The sequence below is a fragment of the Bradyrhizobium sp. WYCCWR15520 genome (assembly GCF_056174665.1).
In genome coordinates this window covers 1-15,838 of sequence record NZ_JBWBWM010000052.1, presented here as the reverse complement: position 1 = coordinate 15,838, position 15,838 = coordinate 1, and the positions used below count along the sequence as shown (strand labels likewise).

Here is a 15,838-nt window from a genome sequence, read left to right as displayed (position 1 = left end):
TTCTCATGCAAACGAGTTGGGAAAATATGGGTGCCATGATCAATCTGACGAATAGCGCAGTGAATGCGCTCAAGAGCGCGATCTCGGCTTCGGCGCAGCCGACGAGCGGCCTGCGCATCATGGTCGAGACCGGCGGCTGCGACGGATTCAAATACAAGATGGGTTTTGCCGACGAGGCAAAGTCCGACGACACCGTCATTGAGCGCGACGGGATCAAGGTGTTTGTCGACAATAAGAGCCACGAGCACCTCGCCGGCACGATGATCGATTTCGTGGTGGCGCTGGAGGGATCGGGCTTCACCTTCGACAACCCAAACGCCAGCTCGAGCTGCGCCTGCGGAAAATCCTTCAGTAGATGAAAAGAGAAATCGAAGCATGCTGGTGGAACCAGAACAACTAAAGCAAGCGCCGATCATTGAGAGCGATCGGGAGCAACTCATTCGCGCTGTGATCGAGGAGATCCGGCCCAATCTGCAACGCGACGGCGGCGATTGTCAGCTGGTCCGGACCGAGGGCAGCAAGATCATGGTCAAGCTGACTGGTGCCTGCGCATTCTGCAAGCTTTCAAGCGTGACGCTAGAAAGCATTCAGGCGCGGCTGATCGAAAGGCTCGGCGAATTCGTTCGCCTGATCCCGGTCGCCGGCGTCGGCAATACGCGGCATTGAACGAGGTGTTTGTGCCGATCTATCTCGATAACAATGCGACCACACGGACAGATCCGTGTGTCTTGCAAGCCATGCTACCGTTCTTCACAGAGCGGTTCGGTAATGCCTCGTCCAGCCATGTCTTCGGCAGCGAGGTCGCGGGCGCGGTGGGGAAGGCGCGCCGCAGCCTGCAGGATTTGCTGGGAGCCGCCCACGATCATGAGATCGTCTTCACCTCCGGCGGGACCGAGTCCAACAATACCGCCATCCTTTCTGCGCTTGCGACCCAGGAAGGGCGCGACGAGATCGTCACCACTTCCGTCGAGCATTCCGCCATTCTAGCTATGGTGGAGCAATTGGCGACAAGGGGCATCAAGACGCACGTGATCCCGGTGGATTCGCGCGGACGACTTGACGTCGAGGCCTTTCGCTGGGCGCTTGGACCACGCACGGCGATCGTGTCGGTTATGTGGGCCAACAACGAGACCGGTACGATTTTCCCGGTGGAGTTTCTGGCTGGGTTGGCGCGTGCGGCGGGCGCGTTGTTTCACACTGATGCAGTACAGGCCGTAGGCAGGGAGCCCATCGACTTGAAAGACAGTGCTATCGACATGCTGTCGCTGTCGGCACATAAGCTGCATGGCCCCAAAGGGATCGGGGCGCTCTATTTACGCAAAGGCACGAAATTCAGGCCGCTGATCTGGGGCGGCGCACAGGAACGACGACGACGCGGGGGAACCGAGAACATCCCGGGCATCATTGGTCTTGGAAAAGCTGCAGAGCTTGCGGCCGAGCGGCTCGAGCCGGAGCGCGTTCGAATTGGTGCGTTGCGCGATCGCCTGGAGCAGGCGATTTTGCACAACTGCCACTGCATGGCGCTCGGCGATGTCGGCAATCGGCTGCCGAATACGGTTAACATCGCCTTCGAAGATCTCGAAGGCGAAGCAATCGTCCATCATCTCAAGCGCGCGGGCATTGCCGCTTCGCAGGGATCAGCTTGCAGCTCGTGCTCAATGAAGCCGTCTCATGTGCTGCGCGCCATGAACGTGCCTGCGAGGAGCCTGCGCGGCGCGGTGCGCTTTTCCTTGTCGCGTGAAACCACCGTCGAAGAAGTCGATCAGGTCGTCCTAATAATGTCCGGCATCGTGGCTCACCTGCGCACCATGTCTCGAGAGCATCCCAATCACGCCAGCAATTCGCCCTGATACACGAGTTGATCTGATGAAAATCATGATTCGCCGCTCTCCGGAGGCGGGCCTGTCGATTTACGTGCCGAAAAAAGATCTCGAGGAGCCGATCGTTGAATCGGAGCACGAGATGTTGTGGGGCGGCTGGATCAAAATAGCCAATGGCTGGGTGCTCGATCTGCCCGAGATGGCCAGCGATACGCCGCTCCCGATCACGGTCAATGCCAGGAAGCGTGGCGAGGGCGCGGACGAGTGATGAAGACGGTCCCGCAAATCGACTTTGTTAACGCGGCCGATGCGGAGGCGATTCTCACTGACGTGGCGAACCGGCTGCGTTCCGGCAGCATTGTTCCCTATCTCGGACCTGGCCTGGCCGATTTGTCCAAACCGGATGCGCCGATGACTCCGGAGACCTTGGCTGCCTTCTTTGCCACCAAGGTCGCTCTGCCGCGCCGGGCCAAGTGCAATGTCTGGGCGTCGGCGCAGCATATCGAGAGCAACAAGCATCGTTCTACCGTGACCGCATTGATGGTGCAGGCCTTTGCTGCACCGGTCGAGCCGACGCCACTGCATCATCATCTCGCCGCGCTGTCCCTGCCTCTCATCGTCGATGCCTGGTATGATAGCGCGATGCATACGGCGCTTTGCAAGCGCGAGGGATGGGGTGAGGTGCAGGGCATCACCCGCGCCGGCATCTGCGAGGAGCGCTGGTATCGCTTCTATAATGCGGAGAGCAGAGAGGTCGATCGTGCTGCGGCGCAGAGCTGGACCACTGTCCTCTACAAGCCGCACGGCGGCGTACTGCCTGCGAGGAACTTCCTGATCTCGGACGCTGACTATGTCGAGGTGCTGACCGAGATCGACATTCAGACGCCGATCCCCGATGTGGTGAAAGAGCGGCGCAGTGGCCGATGCTTTCTCTTCATCGGTTGCCGCTTCAACGATCAGCTGCTGCGAACCTATGCGCGGCAGCTCATCAAGCGCTCGAGCGGTGTTCATTACGCCATCGTGGAGCCGGGTGTGCTGTCCAGGAATGAGCTGCGCTTCCTGGTCGAACAGGGGCTGACGCCGCTTGCGATCCCGCTCCCGCGCGCGACCGCGATCCTGCTCGCTGCCTGACAGACCTTGCATATGGGGCGATGTTGCTCGCTTGCCGGCGCACGTAAGTTATCCTGCATTTCGCGGCTAGGGTTGACTGCGCTCACTGTCAGGATCGAGACGCCTTGTCACGCTTTGAACATTTCTAATCTCGTGCAGACGGCTTTGCTTCCACGGCCTACCGCGGCAGGCGGCTCACTTTTGGCTTAGATCAAAATTCCTCGCCATTCCTGGCCATGGCACGCGAGTTGCAAATCGTCTTTTTAGTTTCCGCCTGCAGGGGAGAATCGAAGGATGGACGTATCAGCGCTGGACGAAGCAAGCGCGGCAGCAAGCGCCGTCGAGATCGGCGAGATCAGGCAGGTGATCGCCGAGCACAAGGGCTGCGGCACGTCCGGCGCCAGCGGCAAGGCGAGCTGCGGCTCGCAAGCCAGCCAGGCTAAGCTGCCGACCGAGATCTGGGAGAAGGTCAAGAACCATCCCTGCTACAGCGAGGAAGCGCATCATCACTACGCCCGCATGCATGTTGCAGTCGCGCCTGCCTGCAACATGCAATGCAATTACTGCAATCGGAAATATGATTGCGCTAATGAATCGCGCCCGGGCGTGGTGAGCGAAAAACTAACGCCGGAGCAGGCGGCGAAAAAGGTGCTGGCGGTCGCCTCCACCATCCCACAGATGACGGTGCTCGGCATCGCAGGACCCGGCGATCCCCTGGCCAATCCGAAAAGGACATTCAAGACCTTCGAGCTGGTGGCCAAAGCCGCTCCCGACATCAAGCTGTGCCTGTCGACCAACGGCCTCATGCTGCCCGACCATGTCGATAGGATCGCCAGCCTCAAGATCGACCACGTCACCATCACCATCAACATGGTCGACCCTGAAATCGGCACCAAAATCTATCCTTGGATTTTCTACAATCACAAGCGCTACACGGGCCTCGAAGCCGCAACGATCATCAATGAGCGCCAGCTGCAAGGCCTCGAGATGCTGACCAAGCGGGGTATTCTCTGCAAGATCAATTCGGTGATGATCCCGGGCATCAACGACCAGCATCTCGTCGAGGTCAATAAGGCGATCAAATCGCGCGGCGCGTTCCTACACAACATCATGCCGCTGATCTCCGCGCCCGAGCACGGCACCGTATTTGGTCTCAACGGCCAGCGGGGTCCGATCTCGCGAGAATTGAAGGCGCTGCAGGATGTCTGCGAAGGCGAGACGAACATGATGCGGCACTGCCGGCAGTGCCGCGCCGACGCTGTTGGCCTGCTCGGCGAGGACCGAGGTGCGGAGTTCACTACCGAGAAGATTATGGCCATGGATGTCAATTATGATCTGGAGATGCGCAAGGCCTATCAGGCCAAGGTCGAGGAGAAGCGCGCCGCCAAGGTTGCTGCCGAGCAAGAGGAGCTCGCCGAGCTCGCCAGCGAGATGAGCGGCATCAAGCTCCTGGTTGCTGTGGCGACGAGGGGCTCAGGCCTCATCAACGAGCATTTTGGGCACGCCAAGGAGTTCCAAGTATACGAACTCTCCACTACGGGTGCCAAATTCGTTGGCCATCGCCGGGTCGATCATTATTGCCGAGGCGGTTATGGCCAGGAGGAGAGCCTTTCCATCATCATCCGCGCCATCAACGACTGCCATGCGGTGTTTGTGGCCAAGATCGGCGGCTGTCCGAAAAGCAATCTGTTGAAGGCCGGAATCGAGCCAGTCGAACACTACGCCTATGAGTTCATCGAAAAATCAGCGATCGCTTGGTTCAAGTCATATCTCGAGAAGGTGCAAAGCGGCGAGATCCAGCATGTCGAGAAGGGCGAGGCGGCGATCCGGCAGGGCGCGATGATTTCGGCTGCTTAAGGGAGACGTCATGCCGTTCAAGATCATTGCCTCGCAATGCACGAGCTGCTCGGCTTGCGAGCCGGAATGTCCGAATGTCGCTATCTCGGAGAAAGGCGGGGCGTTCGTCATCGACCCGAAGAAATGCACCGAATGCATCGGCCATTTCGACGAGCCGCAATGCGTCGCGGTGTGCCCGGTCGATAATACATGCGTCGTCGACACCTCATTGCCGCGCTACCAGGCACCGGCGTAAAGAGGCTCGAGCCTATGACTTTCACGCTGGGGGCCACCACTGAAAAACTCACGAGTTTCGTGCTGCGCGCCGATTGTACCGCTGGCGCCAGCGTCCGGCTCGCCATCACGGCAGATGGTTGCCAGGACTGTACCGGCGATATAGGTCTTGCCCCGGCACCGCGGCCCGTTCAGCAAGGACTCGACCCGCAACAGCCTGAAGTTGCTTCTCCATGCCGAGAACCAGCCAATGCTGGTCGTCTCGCGACCGATCTGACCGACACCGCTGCTAAGACCGAGCTGATCTTCCCAGGATTGGGTGTGCTGCTCCAGCAGCACCGCAAAGGCTGCCCGTTCGAAGAGGAAAGCTGCCGATGAACCTCGATGGGACAGGCAATCCGCTGTTCGAGAGGAAGGGGGCGCTCACCGCGCACACGCTACTCGGAAACGGCCTGCCGCGCAAAGCGGAGGATCATCTGTGGCAGGCCGGGCAGACCTACCACCTAGACGAGATCGCGGAAAAACACCTGCACGAAGCGCAGGCGCTAGCGCCGGGACACGCCGCCGTCCTGATCGGACTCTATCGCTTTTATTTCAACAAGGCTCGCTTGGCCGAGGCGTTGGAGCTCGCAAAGCTCTGCATTTCTAAGGCAGCGCGTGAAAACGGTCTCTCAGACGACTGGCGGCAGGTCAGCGCGACCGATGCTGCTTTCGATTGCTATGAGAACAGCTTGCCGCGCTTCTATTTATTTTCACTGAAAGCCTACGCCTACCTGCAGATGCGGCTCGGCAATCTTAATGAAGGGCACGCGGCCGCCCAGCAAGCTCGTAGAGCTCGACCCGACCGACAAAATCGGCGCCAAGGTACTCCTAGACGTGGTTGAGCGGATAGGACAAGACGATGATCGATGACATCGATGAGGCCCGCGACTGGCTCGGCAATGAGATCGACTGCGGCACCTGCAGGCATCTCGGGCTCAGGGCCACTGGCGGCTGCTGCTTGACGCAAGCCTGCGTCAACGACCGTTATGCCCAGCGCATAGACCGCTTCTTCAACTGGAATCCGCAGCTAGCCGACGCTTACATCACACATCCGCATTTCGAGGTGCGCGCGATCGCGGCCAGACACGCCAACCTGTTCCTACTGCCGATGCTGCTCGAGGACGCCGAGGAAACCGTGCGCTGGAACGCGGTGCGCCGACTTCCCAAGCGCTTTGTGCTGCGGCTACGCAGCGACCCGCATCGGGATGTGAGGATGCGGGTTGCGACCTTGCTGGAAGGCGAGGAGCTGGCGCCAATGATGTCGGATCAGGACTATTACGTTCGCCTGGTGGTGGCGAGCCGGATCGCATCGGCGCTGCTTGGGCGTCTCATGAACGATGACGAGCCCAAGGTGCGCCGCGTGGTTGCGCTCCGCATTCCCTATGACTGGCTTCTGGGCATGGTCAATGATCACGATTCGAGCGTGCGGCTCGAGATCGCACGGCGGCTATCTCCGGATTCGCTTAGCGTGCTGCGTCGCGATCCAGATTGGCGCGTCCGTTATGAGGTGGCAAGCCGCATTAGAGCGGCCGAACTGGCTGAGTTGACCGAGGACGATGACTCGATGGTGCAGGAAGTCGCCCGCGGGCGCGTGGCGATCCGGCCCGAACGACCGTGAGAGAGAGGGACATGAGCAACATCGTTCGCGACAGTGAGGATGTCGAGCTGACCGGGCCGCCTTTCTTCAGCTTCGGCGAAAAGGTGCGGGCGAACCGCGCCATCCGCAATGATGGAACTTATGCCGGCAAGGAAGTTGGCGAGATCCTCGCCAAAAAGGGAGAGGTGGGTTACGTCGTCTCAATCGGCACTTTCCTGCAGCAGTTCTACATTTATGGCGTCGAATTTCTCGAAAGCGGCAACCGCGTCGGCATGAAGCGCAAGGAGCTCGAGCCGGTGGTGGCGCGCGAGGAGCTTGAGGACCTGCCGTTGCCGGAAGAGGCCGCCCCGTGACCGACCCGAGGCTGCCGAAGTACCAATGGGGCCAGCGCGTCAAGGCGGCGGTCGACCTCATTAACGACGGCTCCTTTCCGGACGCACCGGCGAACGGACTCTTGATCGGCGCCGGAGCGATCGGCGAGATCGTGCAGGTCGGAAGGCATACCTTAGCGAACGTGCCAATCTATCTCGTCGAGTATGGCGAGCGGCTGGTCGTCGGCTGTCTTGAAGAAGAAATCACAGTGCTTTGAGGGGAGCCGTTCGCAATGAATGCCGCGGTAATGAGAAAAGTAGGGATCGGGATTAATCCTCATCCGAACGAGCTCGATTGCAAGCGGATCGAGCGCGCCTTGAGCTCGCGCCAGCGCTATCGCTATGTCTCGCCGAATGTGAAACCGGTGAGGGGTGGCTATCTGATCGAGAGTCCCTGCTGCTCTCACAATATCGATAAGGACGGCGGCCTCATCGACGTCGCGCTAGTCCACTATGACACGGTGAACGGGATGTGGAAGCTGTTTCGAAAGAACCACGCAAGCGGACTCTGGGAGTTTTATAGCATCTACTACCGCCTGACCTCCGCAATCGAAGAATTGAACACCGATCCCGAGCGGCTGTTCTGGCAATGAAGCTGATTTTGGAACCAGTTATATGGGAGCCGCGATGCCGCTTGGCACAGACGAACTGATCGAAATCGAACGCGTGCTTGCGGAAGCGAAGCTTGATGCTAGCTCATTCTCCGAGCTGCGGCGCCGCTTTCCGCAGCTCGCCGTGACGCGCTGTGATGCCTCTGACATGACGGAGCGGCCGTTCAGGAGTTTTCCGCATTTCGACCTGCATCTGATCGATGGCTGCGATCGCTGCGTGCAGATCACGACTGATCCTGCGCGGGCGATTGGCATCCTCCTGGCGGCAAGGAGTACCGGGCCGTGACCGGCGTTAGAGTCGCAGGGCGTCGCAACCATGGCGCAGACGCGGCCGATGTTTCCTTCATTCCGCTATCCGATCCCGATATAACCTCCGCCGAGCTCTCTGCCGTTGAAGCGCTGCTGTGTTCGCCGCGAGTCTCCAATGGAGCCATCACTGACGTCTTCGAGAAAGCTTTCGCCGCCTATCTTGGCCGCAAATATGCCGTTGCCGTCCCCAGCGGAACGATCGGGCTTTTGCTCGCGCTAAAAGCGCTCGGCGTCGGACCCGGGCAGGAGGTGATTGCCTCGCCTTATTCGCTTCGCGAGACGGTGCATGCTATCAGTCTCGTGGGCGCGCGGGCGGTGTTTGCCGATGTCGACTATTGGTCGGGAGCCTTGACTCCGGCGAAGGTAGAAGAGTGTGTCACGGCCAACACGCGGGCGATTATTGGTGGCAATCCGAATGGCCATCCAGCGCCATGGTCGGAGCTGCGCGCGATCGCGCAGCGCCATCAGCTGCCGCTCCTTGAGGATTCGACCGAAGCGATCGGTTCGAGATACAAGGGCGAGCTCGTCGGCCGCTTTGGCGATATCGCCGTGTTCGACTTCGCCCAGCCACTAGCCTTGACCTGCGGTGAAGGCGGCATGGTGGTGACCGACGACATCGACTTGGCCGTTGGCCTACGTCGCCATCGCGCACATCGACTGGATGAGCGCTTCTCCGTTGTCATCAGCAGCGCAGCGCCCCACCAGGCCGGCATGAGCGATCTTACAGCTGCGCTAGGCCTTGCGCAGCTAAGGCGGCTTGGCGAGATCCTGGAGCGGCGCCGGCTCGCCGAACAGCTCTACAATGCGCATATGCAATCCTTTGAGGGTATCAAGCCGCCCTACGTGGCTCCGGACGCGACCGAGGTGAACTGGTTCCTCTATCTTGTCCATCTCGGGACGCGCTTCACGCGCTCCAGCCGCGATGCCATCGTCGATGACCTGCGCACCGAGCAGGTCGAGGCCGCCGCCTATTGCTATCCGTTGCATTTGCAGCGGCATTATTTTGATGTCGGCTATCGGCATGGCGATTTCCCAGTCACGGAAAAGATCTCCGATCGCGCCGTGGCACTGCCATTTCACACCCATCTGACCAGCGACCAAATTGAGTTCATCGTGGAGACGGTGAAGGATGCGTCAATCAACATCGGCGCTGGCGCAGCAATTTATTAGAGCCGAAGAATTCAATGCGACGCAAAGGGAAGGCTTGAATGACAGTCACGGTCTCATATTGGGACAAGATAATGGAGATCATTCAGGCTACATCACTGTTGGCGGTGCTGCAGAACCCGAATACTCCAGACAAATGCAGGCGGCAGACTAGGGGCCAACGAGGCCGCAAGGAACTCTCGATGGCAAGCGCGAAGAGCGAGCGAAGAGAATGAGAAGCTCGAAAGCGGCCCGTCCGGCTCGCCCGCGAGCCCAAGGTGCTCGTAACGAAAACATGAATCGAGCCCTTGGGCTTCGGCTCGGGCTTGTTCAGGCTCGGGGTTAAATAGCAGAGAAGGCAAATGGATTTCGCAATAGATCATTGTTCCTGAACGGGACAGCGGTGGAGATTGGTGAGCCCCGGCCGGCTTCGCGGCGCACTTTGGTTCTGGCATTCTCAGCGCGCCGTCGATGCCTGCCAGGAGCTGGCCGGTGGATTTTGGCGCGCTTCGGCTGACCCGTGCCGTCGTCGACGCCTTCAGGCAGGAAAGCGTGACGAGCATGAGCCAAGGGAGCATCGCGACATGGGTAGCCAAGAGATTGAGGTGTTCGCCATTTGTCACGCCGATCTAATCGAGCGGGGCGGCGCGAAGGGCTTTAGCCTGTCGCGGATCGATGAAAGCGGCGAGAGCCGGCCGTTTCCGATTGTCGTGGTGCGGACATTCGGAAATGCCTATCACGGCTATGTCAACCGCTGCCCGCATGACGGCGTCTGGCTCAACATCGGCGCCGGAGGATTTTTCTCGTCGGACCGCGCCTTTATTAGATGCGGCCGGCACGGTGCGACGTTCGAGATCGATAGCGGGTTTTGCATCGATGGCCCCTGCAACGGAAAAGCCCTTGAGCCGGTCGCGCTCGCCGTGATCGACGGCGAGGTCTGCCTGTGTGGCGTGAAGCTGGTAGAGGACAAGGGGTTTGCCGATCCGTTTGAGGACAGCGACGAAACCATGGACATTATGATCCATCCGGATTAACAGACATGATCTCATGACCTTGGCTGAGCAGTCTTTTGGGAAAGCGCCGTCGTTCTCATGAAGACTCACCAGGCCTGCGCCTGTCGCTGCTTTCGAACGGGTGAGAGATCATGGCCCGGGCACGCTCGCGGAGTCATGCGCTGCGCGTACGAAGCACAAGTACCGCAACTGGAGCATGCAGGATTGGCTCCTGCCAGGGGCGCGATTTTCCCTGGGTAAAGCTCGTGTGGAAGAGCTCCGCGTGGCGGGTGGTCGGAGCACGCTACCCAGACCGTCATCGCGCGCCGGCCGATCGGCTAGGACGCTCAGACTGGTTCGCCTCCTGTGCGCGCAGCCATTACTTTTTGGGCCACTTGGTCCGGGCGAAGGCCAAGGCGCGGCGAAAGTCGGCCATGTCGACCCAGCCCTTTTCGTCCATCTGATCTTCCCACGTCCATTGCCCGCCTTCGTCGTCGTAAACGCGGCTTTTCTCGATAAAATATCTATTGTCGATGGTCTCGACGCCTTTGTTCGTTACCTTCCACTGCGATCCAGTCCAAAGATTTGGCATGAGAAACATTCTCCTTTGACCTCCAATATAGCGGCCGAGGCACGGATTGCGCGCGAAAAATACAAATAATCTGTGGCTTTAGAACTCGTCGTTTGGCGAGAGACCCGGGCGGTTAGAGTACGGTCTAAAAAACCGGACAGGCGGGTTCGACTCCCGCTCTGTTCTAAAAAAACTCGACACACCTGCGCCGGAGAAGAAACAATCGATGGTCGTGTAGCTCAACTAGACAGAGCGCTGGTTCCTAAATCGGAGGATGCCAGTTCGACTCCGTCCACGATCACCATAAAGTGGGAACGTGGTGGGCTGGCGAGAGCACGCCCCGGCATCTTTTGCTCTGGCGAGGAGTGTTGGGACCCAAGCTTAAAGATCGCTCGTCCCAACGGCGATGATCATGAGGTCTGGCCGCAATTCCCGTCAAGTACCTTCAAACGTTAACTTCGCTCAGTTCGGAGAGTGGGCCCAACGGGTAAGCCAACGCGGTGCTAACGCGTTGAGTCCTTCGGGACGCACAGGTTCGATTCCCTATACTCTCCGGCTACGTCTCGGTTGATGCACGGAATTTCGCCGCACTCTCGGCGGCCACAGCCAGGGCGCGAGAGAGCTTAAGCGCCTGATCCGCCGTCACCTGAAAATGAACGCCCACAATGCTCGCAATAGCGACGGTTATCTCGTCGTCGATCTGCTCAACTGTGATCGCAGCCGACTCGTCGATCTCGATCTCTCCGACACGCTCGAGACCATCAGGTTCTTTCGCCATGCCTGCACTCTCCATAGAGTTCCCGGCGATAATATACCGGAGATCATGTTTCTGGCCACGAGCCATGAGAAGGATTCCCGCGCCCTGCGCCATAGATCGAATTTCTAAAGGATCAAAAGGCGCAGCGCCAGGATCTCGAACGGCACCGCCGTCGAAGACCCGAAGGCCCCAAACTGTTGCAGTTCGTCATCGACGGTAACGACCGCCTCGAAGATGTTGACGTTTCCGTCGAGTGAGGCGGCGGTCGCCTGGATGACGCGATCACCAACCCTCAGGCCGGGTGCGCTTACCGTGCCAGCCGCGGCTAAACCGGTGACATTGACCAAGACAGATCCTGAGATCTGAACCATTCTTGTCTTTCGGTTGAGAGGTAGAACGTGATGTTCCATACAACCAAATTCATTTCAGGTCGATAAAATTTTAGGTAGTGTATTAGTTTGGAGAATCTAGATCAGAGACCAAAAGTCCGCTCGCACTCGCGGCAAGTGATCGTCGAAAGTTTTCTTCCGCAACCAGCGCAATGAGCGGAATCACGATCTTCATCATTCCATACAACAATCCCGTCGCACCGTCGCAATTGGTTGTGTCTGTTTCAAAACCGCAGCTAGGACAGGTGTATCCAACAAATAATAGGCCATTATTCCCCTCCTTGCGCTAGCCAACTGAGACACGACCAAGTTTTGCGGCGTGGCGTAGTGGGCTGCGTGCCTGTCTTCCAAACAGGGAGATGTTCGGTTCGATGCGGACAGCTCGACCATCCTGCCATCCCCTGGTGCTAAATGGTCGGCGCTTTCAACGCTGGATTTCGCGGGTTGAACTCCCGTTGGCAGGACCAACTTCAACTCCTTCAGCTGTCTGCTCGTTAACCTGACCGCAAAAAAGCACTTGGCCCCTGTCACGCGAATGGCTTCAAGGCACCGGCGAACGCACCGGCCAATCCGGACGCCGCCAAGATAATCCCTTTGTGATGTCCTGCCAGACGCCGTTGAATCTCACGCGGTTAACAAGACGAGAGAGAGGGCGACAACAATGGGAAGTGCAGCGGTGACGTTAAGCCGAACAGAACTAGATACCAGAAGTACGAGTGCGAGTGCCTAGTTTCGGGAATAACGTACAGAAGGAATTCGTACGCTCACAACCACCATGCGCTACCCAACGACCGGGCGATGAATTGCGACCAAACCTTCGCGCCAACATGAAGGTTATCAACCAGTCACCAGGAGATGTTCAAGTGCTATCTCACCGACTGAAGGGCGGGCCAAGGCTATATGCGCCCGAGAAGAGCCATTTCAGCGGGCCAGCGCTATCTCGATTCTTTCATCGGCGGCGCCGAGCGCGATCCCTGGCTCGCCTGGATGCGCCTCGTATGGCAGGAGACAAGTGACAACGAATCCGCGCGCGGCGAGCTCGACCTCGCGCTGTCAACGCTCGCCGACTGGAGACGCAACCAGCCCGGCAACCCGGTATGATGAAAGATGGCGGCACCCTAAAGAGTAGGTGGGACTCGTCGCGCTTGCCCTTTGTCTTTCTGTTCGCTCTTGGCGTGCGATAAGACGCCGGCGTGCTTTAAGAGAATTGGCGGCTGCTCCTCTCCATATGCGAGATCCACAAGTCGCGTGCGGGTGAGCGCGAGCTGCACGGTTCCACGCTGTTTACGAAGTGGGGCAGGCCGGCAACGTGGCGAACATGGAAGCCAGCCGCTTTTGCTCGGATGAAGTCGGGCCCGGCCTTTACTCCCGATGACATGCGCCCTTGTGGCGGCGCCGTGACCGAGCAGGTGCTAGTGACATCCAAGGCACGCTTGAAAGCAGAGAAAGCCCCCGGCGGCCTCGACGCCGCCGAGGGCTCCGTCTGGGCTGGAGGGGGATGTTTGGGCCCAGACGCAACAGGATCGTTAGGGTGATATAACGATCCTGTATCGGGAGTTCTTTCAGACTCGCCGAAACCAGATTAGCCGTGCGCGTAGGGGGAGTGGGAACATCCTTGCGAAGTACAAACCCCAGTCACGCGCGGCAATTCAAAGGGCTTATCCGTTGACCGTAGCCTTGTAATCGAGGTCTCCGCCCAGGAATCAATCGATCGAAGGCAGGCGCCCTCAAGGCGTACAGCGTGAAGGGCCAGCGCCACTGGTATCGCTGATTGCGGTTTGCCATCGGCGCCAGTCGGGCTCCTAGCCAGCTTGGCTTGCGATCTCGCGGAAGCCAAGCTCGGTGATCACATGCCTCTCGTCGGAAGGTCCAGCGCTTGCCTAAAGATGCGGTCGGTTCGCGCCGGATCAAGCCTTGTTGCAGCAAAGCATCGATCCCATCGGGAAGATCGCCGAAATGCATAGGCTCCTGCGAGAAGACGACAGTCATGGTGATCGCTACAATCCTCCTGCCGCGTGACATTGCAAGAGCCGGGCCATCCGGAAGAACGGGGATCTTCCGGCTAGTTTGGCCCCGCTGCCGAAAAGCTGCGATCCGCGTGTGCGGCTCGATGTTTGTCGCCTCCGCCACAGAAGAGATCGTTTCTGTAGCCAACGTGACAATGACTGGTAGTTCTACTTCGACAGATTGAGAACGATCGGCGCAGAAGCACGACCTCCCGCATCTTGGTTCGAAGCTTGCATGAAGACGGATGATGGAGCAGACAGGCAACGCGGGAGCAAGGAAAATGGCGATGATCGGACCAGCCATTGAAGCCCTGATCGGAAAGGCCTTTCCGATGCTAGAGGTGTCCGTGACATATCTTGGCGGCGAGGGCGATCATTGCGGCGCCCGCGTCATTCAGCGTGCTTTCACAGTGAAGAGCCAAAGCAGCATCAGATTGTGTATGCGCCGCTCAACGGGACAATGGGTGCAGAGCTTCACGACTTTGCGCAGACACCCTCAGCCCTAGGGGCGATGCACTCCTACCTTGTCTCTCTTCAGATGAACCCAATCGCACGAATGGCAGGCGCATGAACTCAGAAAAGAAAATTGAGCTTCCTCAACTCTACAGACATCATGTCTTTGCTTGTCACGTCCAGCGTCCGCCAACACATCCGCACGGCAGCTGCGGCGCGGCCGGCGCGCAAGTCCTGTGGGACAGGATGAGCAAGGCGATCGAAGCACAAGCTCTCAGCGATGTCGGCTTCACAGCGGCGGGCTGCCTCGGCTTTTGCAGCGCAGGTCCCTTAATGGTGATTTATCCTGACGGCATCTGGTACCGCCCGGCCACCGCCGAGGATATCGACGAAATCATCGCGTCCCATCTGAAGGAAGGCAAACGTGTCGACCGCCTAGTTATGGTGTTGAAGCGGAGCTAGTGTCCTGACTCGCAAATTCGCAATCGCAGATTTGCAGTACATTTGTGTCGCTAGCACGTTCGAACCTCTGCGCGCGCATGGTGCGCAGCAGCCTACCGTCTAACTCCTGTGCTGCGCAGAAGAGCTTCGCCAGAAATGTGAGCACATCGCCGCCGTCCGAGGAGCAAATCGGAATCATGATTCCAGCGCAAAATAGGTTTGGAATGTAATTGATATTCATGAGCAACTCGAGACCTAGTTCGTAATGTACGCTCCCAAGAACCAAACCTTTAGCTCATCGGAGGCAGAGCTATGGCCGAAACTGTCCGCAGAAATGAACTCCGTCGCTAAGGGATGGAGCCGATTTGATCCAAGCGCGACCTTAGGCAACCGGAGGAGCACGTGTCGACTGCATCAATCTGCACGGCCCTTTCCTCATTAGCCTCAGGCAGCCCATGAAAGATATCAATTTCCCGGCCGTCAACGTTGCTTTCGATGAAGCCTGCAAGATTCGCAGCGCACATAATTAACGCGTCACCAAGCTGGACCGCGATAATTTAGACATGCGCACCGCGGTTGCCGACGCAGTGCTTGCCCGTGGGGCATGCGAACGCGACGCAGTTTACCCTCAGCAAGACGACTTGACGATTCACTTTGTCATCTCGAATCGGTGGCAATGATCATGCGTTGCAGGGCGGATCAGAGCGGTTTCTTTTTAGTGACTTGAAGCGGCCTTGGGAGGTTCTATGCCAGGGAGGGGGTCATTGATCCGTGCGGAGCAATTGTTGAGTGCCTTGCTGCTGAACGTGTTCTACGCATCGCTGTGAGCGTCAGTTGATCGAGCAAACTGGTCTGCAATCCTTTGCATGGCCAGTTCATGGGGCTCTCGCCCGACGATCCCGTCCGCGACCTGACCAGCTTCACCAAGAACCACGCACTTCATGACCCGGCTTCTGAACTATCCGCAGGTCAAGGCGCAGCTGTTGGCGAGCACTTCTCGGGTAGATCGGAACGCTGATCGAAGCCTCTAGCAGGCTGCTGAAAAAGCTGATTGCAGGAGCGATTTTCTTGATCGGCGCGAGGATGCGGCGACTTCCGAGGTCTGAACGACGCCGTAGGCGGTGTCTCGGAGGCGATTTTGCTTCATTTTCGA

The 15,838-nt window shown here is 58.6% G+C and carries 22 protein-coding genes, 2 tRNA genes and 1 pseudogene; 21 read left to right on the top strand and 4 right to left on the bottom strand.

Going from position 1 to position 15,838, the window contains the following annotated elements:
- Positions 1-35 precede the first annotated feature (35 nt).
- The 17 genes and pseudogenes from AC0QUY_RS37220 (at position 36) to AC0QUY_RS37140 (ending at position 10,110) form a co-directional block, all read left to right on the top strand.
- Positions 36-359, top strand: coding sequence for a HesB/IscA family protein (locus AC0QUY_RS37220; protein ID WP_161855642.1), 324 nt, complete (start codon positions 36-38; stop codon positions 357-359).
- A gap of 16 nt (positions 360-375) precedes the next feature.
- Positions 376-666, top strand: coding sequence for a NifU family protein (locus AC0QUY_RS37215; RefSeq protein ID WP_161855641.1), 291 nt, complete (start codon positions 376-378; stop codon positions 664-666).
- Complete coding sequence (gene nifS / locus AC0QUY_RS37210; RefSeq protein WP_161855640.1) at positions 663-1,850, top strand: cysteine desulfurase NifS; 1,188 nt, start codon at positions 663-665, stop codon at positions 1,848-1,850. The genes AC0QUY_RS37215 and nifS overlap by 4 nt, the downstream gene beginning before the upstream one ends.
- Positions 1,851-1,866: 16 nt before the next feature.
- On the top strand, positions 1,867-2,088 hold the full coding sequence (nifT, locus tag AC0QUY_RS37205) for a putative nitrogen fixation protein NifT (protein WP_057861984.1): 222 nt from the start codon (positions 1,867-1,869) through the stop codon (positions 2,086-2,088).
- On the top strand, positions 2,088-2,951 hold the full coding sequence (locus tag AC0QUY_RS37200; protein ID WP_474417050.1) for an SIR2 family protein: 864 nt from the start codon (positions 2,088-2,090) through the stop codon (positions 2,949-2,951). The genes nifT and AC0QUY_RS37200 overlap by 1 nt, the downstream gene beginning before the upstream one ends.
- 273 nt (positions 2,952-3,224) lie before the next feature.
- Positions 3,225-4,787, top strand: a complete 1,563-nt coding sequence (gene nifB / locus AC0QUY_RS37195; RefSeq protein ID WP_161855638.1) for a nitrogenase cofactor biosynthesis protein NifB — start codon at positions 3,225-3,227, stop codon at positions 4,785-4,787.
- A gap of 10 nt (positions 4,788-4,797) precedes the next feature.
- Positions 4,798-5,022 (top strand): 4Fe-4S binding protein, encoded by a 225-nt coding sequence (locus tag AC0QUY_RS37190; protein WP_065755485.1) that lies wholly within the window; start codon positions 4,798-4,800, stop codon positions 5,020-5,022.
- A gap of 14 nt (positions 5,023-5,036) precedes the next feature.
- A complete protein-coding gene (locus AC0QUY_RS37185; protein WP_161855637.1) occupies positions 5,037-5,378 on the top strand; it encodes a hypothetical protein in 342 nt (113 codons plus the stop codon).
- Positions 5,375-5,912, top strand: a pseudogene (locus AC0QUY_RS37180) (hypothetical protein). Before AC0QUY_RS37185 ends, AC0QUY_RS37180 begins: the two are co-directional and overlap by 4 nt.
- Positions 5,902-6,660, top strand: coding sequence for a 4Fe4S-binding leucine-rich repeat protein (locus tag AC0QUY_RS37175; RefSeq protein ID WP_161855636.1), 759 nt, complete (start codon positions 5,902-5,904; stop codon positions 6,658-6,660). Before AC0QUY_RS37180 ends, AC0QUY_RS37175 begins: the two are co-directional and overlap by 11 nt.
- Before the next feature lie 11 nt (positions 6,661-6,671).
- Positions 6,672-6,992, top strand: a complete 321-nt coding sequence (locus AC0QUY_RS37170) for a nitrogen fixation protein NifZ (RefSeq protein ID WP_065755481.1) — start codon at positions 6,672-6,674, stop codon at positions 6,990-6,992.
- Positions 6,989-7,228 carry a nitrogen fixation protein NifZ gene (locus AC0QUY_RS37165; RefSeq protein WP_065755480.1) on the top strand — a complete coding sequence of 80 codons (240 nt, stop codon included), beginning with the start codon at positions 6,989-6,991 and terminating at the stop codon, positions 7,226-7,228. Before AC0QUY_RS37170 ends, AC0QUY_RS37165 begins: the two co-directional genes overlap by 4 nt.
- A gap of 15 nt (positions 7,229-7,243) precedes the next feature.
- Positions 7,244-7,603, top strand: a complete 360-nt coding sequence (locus tag AC0QUY_RS37160) for a DUF3024 domain-containing protein (protein ID WP_161855635.1) — start codon at positions 7,244-7,246, stop codon at positions 7,601-7,603.
- A gap of 34 nt (positions 7,604-7,637) precedes the next feature.
- Positions 7,638-7,907 (top strand): hypothetical protein, encoded by a 270-nt coding sequence (locus tag AC0QUY_RS37155; protein WP_161855634.1) that lies wholly within the window; start codon positions 7,638-7,640, stop codon positions 7,905-7,907.
- Positions 7,904-9,100, top strand: coding sequence for a DegT/DnrJ/EryC1/StrS family aminotransferase (locus tag AC0QUY_RS37150; RefSeq protein WP_161855633.1), 1,197 nt, complete (start codon positions 7,904-7,906; stop codon positions 9,098-9,100). Before AC0QUY_RS37155 ends, AC0QUY_RS37150 begins: the two co-directional genes overlap by 4 nt.
- The gene (locus AC0QUY_RS37145) at positions 9,060-9,251 is read left to right on the top strand and encodes a hypothetical protein (protein ID WP_202639382.1); all 192 of its coding nucleotides are present in this window, start codon (positions 9,060-9,062) and stop codon (positions 9,249-9,251) included. The genes AC0QUY_RS37150 and AC0QUY_RS37145 overlap by 41 nt, the downstream gene beginning before the upstream one ends.
- 409 nt (positions 9,252-9,660) lie before the next feature.
- Complete coding sequence (locus AC0QUY_RS37140; RefSeq protein WP_057861994.1) at positions 9,661-10,110, top strand: Rieske (2Fe-2S) protein; 450 nt, start codon at positions 9,661-9,663, stop codon at positions 10,108-10,110.
- Positions 10,111-10,447: 337 nt separating this feature from the next.
- On the opposite strand, the gene AC0QUY_RS37135 is transcribed toward AC0QUY_RS37140, so the two are convergent.
- Entirely contained in the window at positions 10,448-10,660 is a 213-nt protein-coding gene (locus AC0QUY_RS37135) for a hypothetical protein (protein WP_161855632.1), read from the bottom strand.
- 448 nt (positions 10,661-11,108) lie between these two features.
- Here AC0QUY_RS37135 and AC0QUY_RS37130 point away from each other — a divergent pair.
- Positions 11,109-11,194, top strand: a tRNA-Ser gene (locus AC0QUY_RS37130).
- 1 nt (position 11,195) lies between these two features.
- On the opposite strand, the gene AC0QUY_RS37125 is transcribed toward AC0QUY_RS37130, so the two are convergent.
- Both AC0QUY_RS37125 and AC0QUY_RS37120 read right to left on the bottom strand, forming a co-directional pair.
- Positions 11,196-11,417 carry a hypothetical protein gene (locus tag AC0QUY_RS37125; RefSeq protein WP_065755502.1) on the bottom strand — a complete coding sequence of 74 codons (222 nt, stop codon included), beginning with the start codon at positions 11,415-11,417 and terminating at the stop codon, positions 11,196-11,198.
- 104 nt (positions 11,418-11,521) lie between these two features.
- Positions 11,522-11,743, bottom strand: coding sequence for a hypothetical protein (locus AC0QUY_RS37120; RefSeq protein ID WP_161855631.1), 222 nt, complete (start codon positions 11,741-11,743; stop codon positions 11,522-11,524).
- A gap of 432 nt (positions 11,744-12,175) precedes the next feature.
- Between AC0QUY_RS37120 and AC0QUY_RS37115 the strand changes: the two genes are divergently transcribed.
- The 3 genes from AC0QUY_RS37115 to AC0QUY_RS37105 all read left to right on the top strand — a co-directional run bounded on the left by AC0QUY_RS37115 (position 12,176) and on the right by AC0QUY_RS37105 (position 14,706).
- Positions 12,176-12,252, top strand: a tRNA-Glu gene (locus AC0QUY_RS37115).
- A gap of 433 nt (positions 12,253-12,685) precedes the next feature.
- Entirely contained in the window at positions 12,686-12,886 is a 201-nt protein-coding gene (locus tag AC0QUY_RS37110) for a globin family protein (protein ID WP_161855630.1), read from the top strand.
- Between the two features lie 1,472 nt (positions 12,887-14,358).
- Complete coding sequence (locus tag AC0QUY_RS37105) at positions 14,359-14,706, top strand: (2Fe-2S) ferredoxin domain-containing protein (protein WP_161855629.1); 348 nt, start codon at positions 14,359-14,361, stop codon at positions 14,704-14,706.
- Positions 14,707-15,605: 899 nt separating this feature from the next.
- On the opposite strand, the gene AC0QUY_RS37100 is transcribed toward AC0QUY_RS37105, so the two are convergent.
- Positions 15,606-15,838, bottom strand: a 233-nt coding sequence (locus tag AC0QUY_RS37100; RefSeq protein ID WP_474417051.1) for a hypothetical protein, incomplete at its 5' end; no start/stop codon positions are given.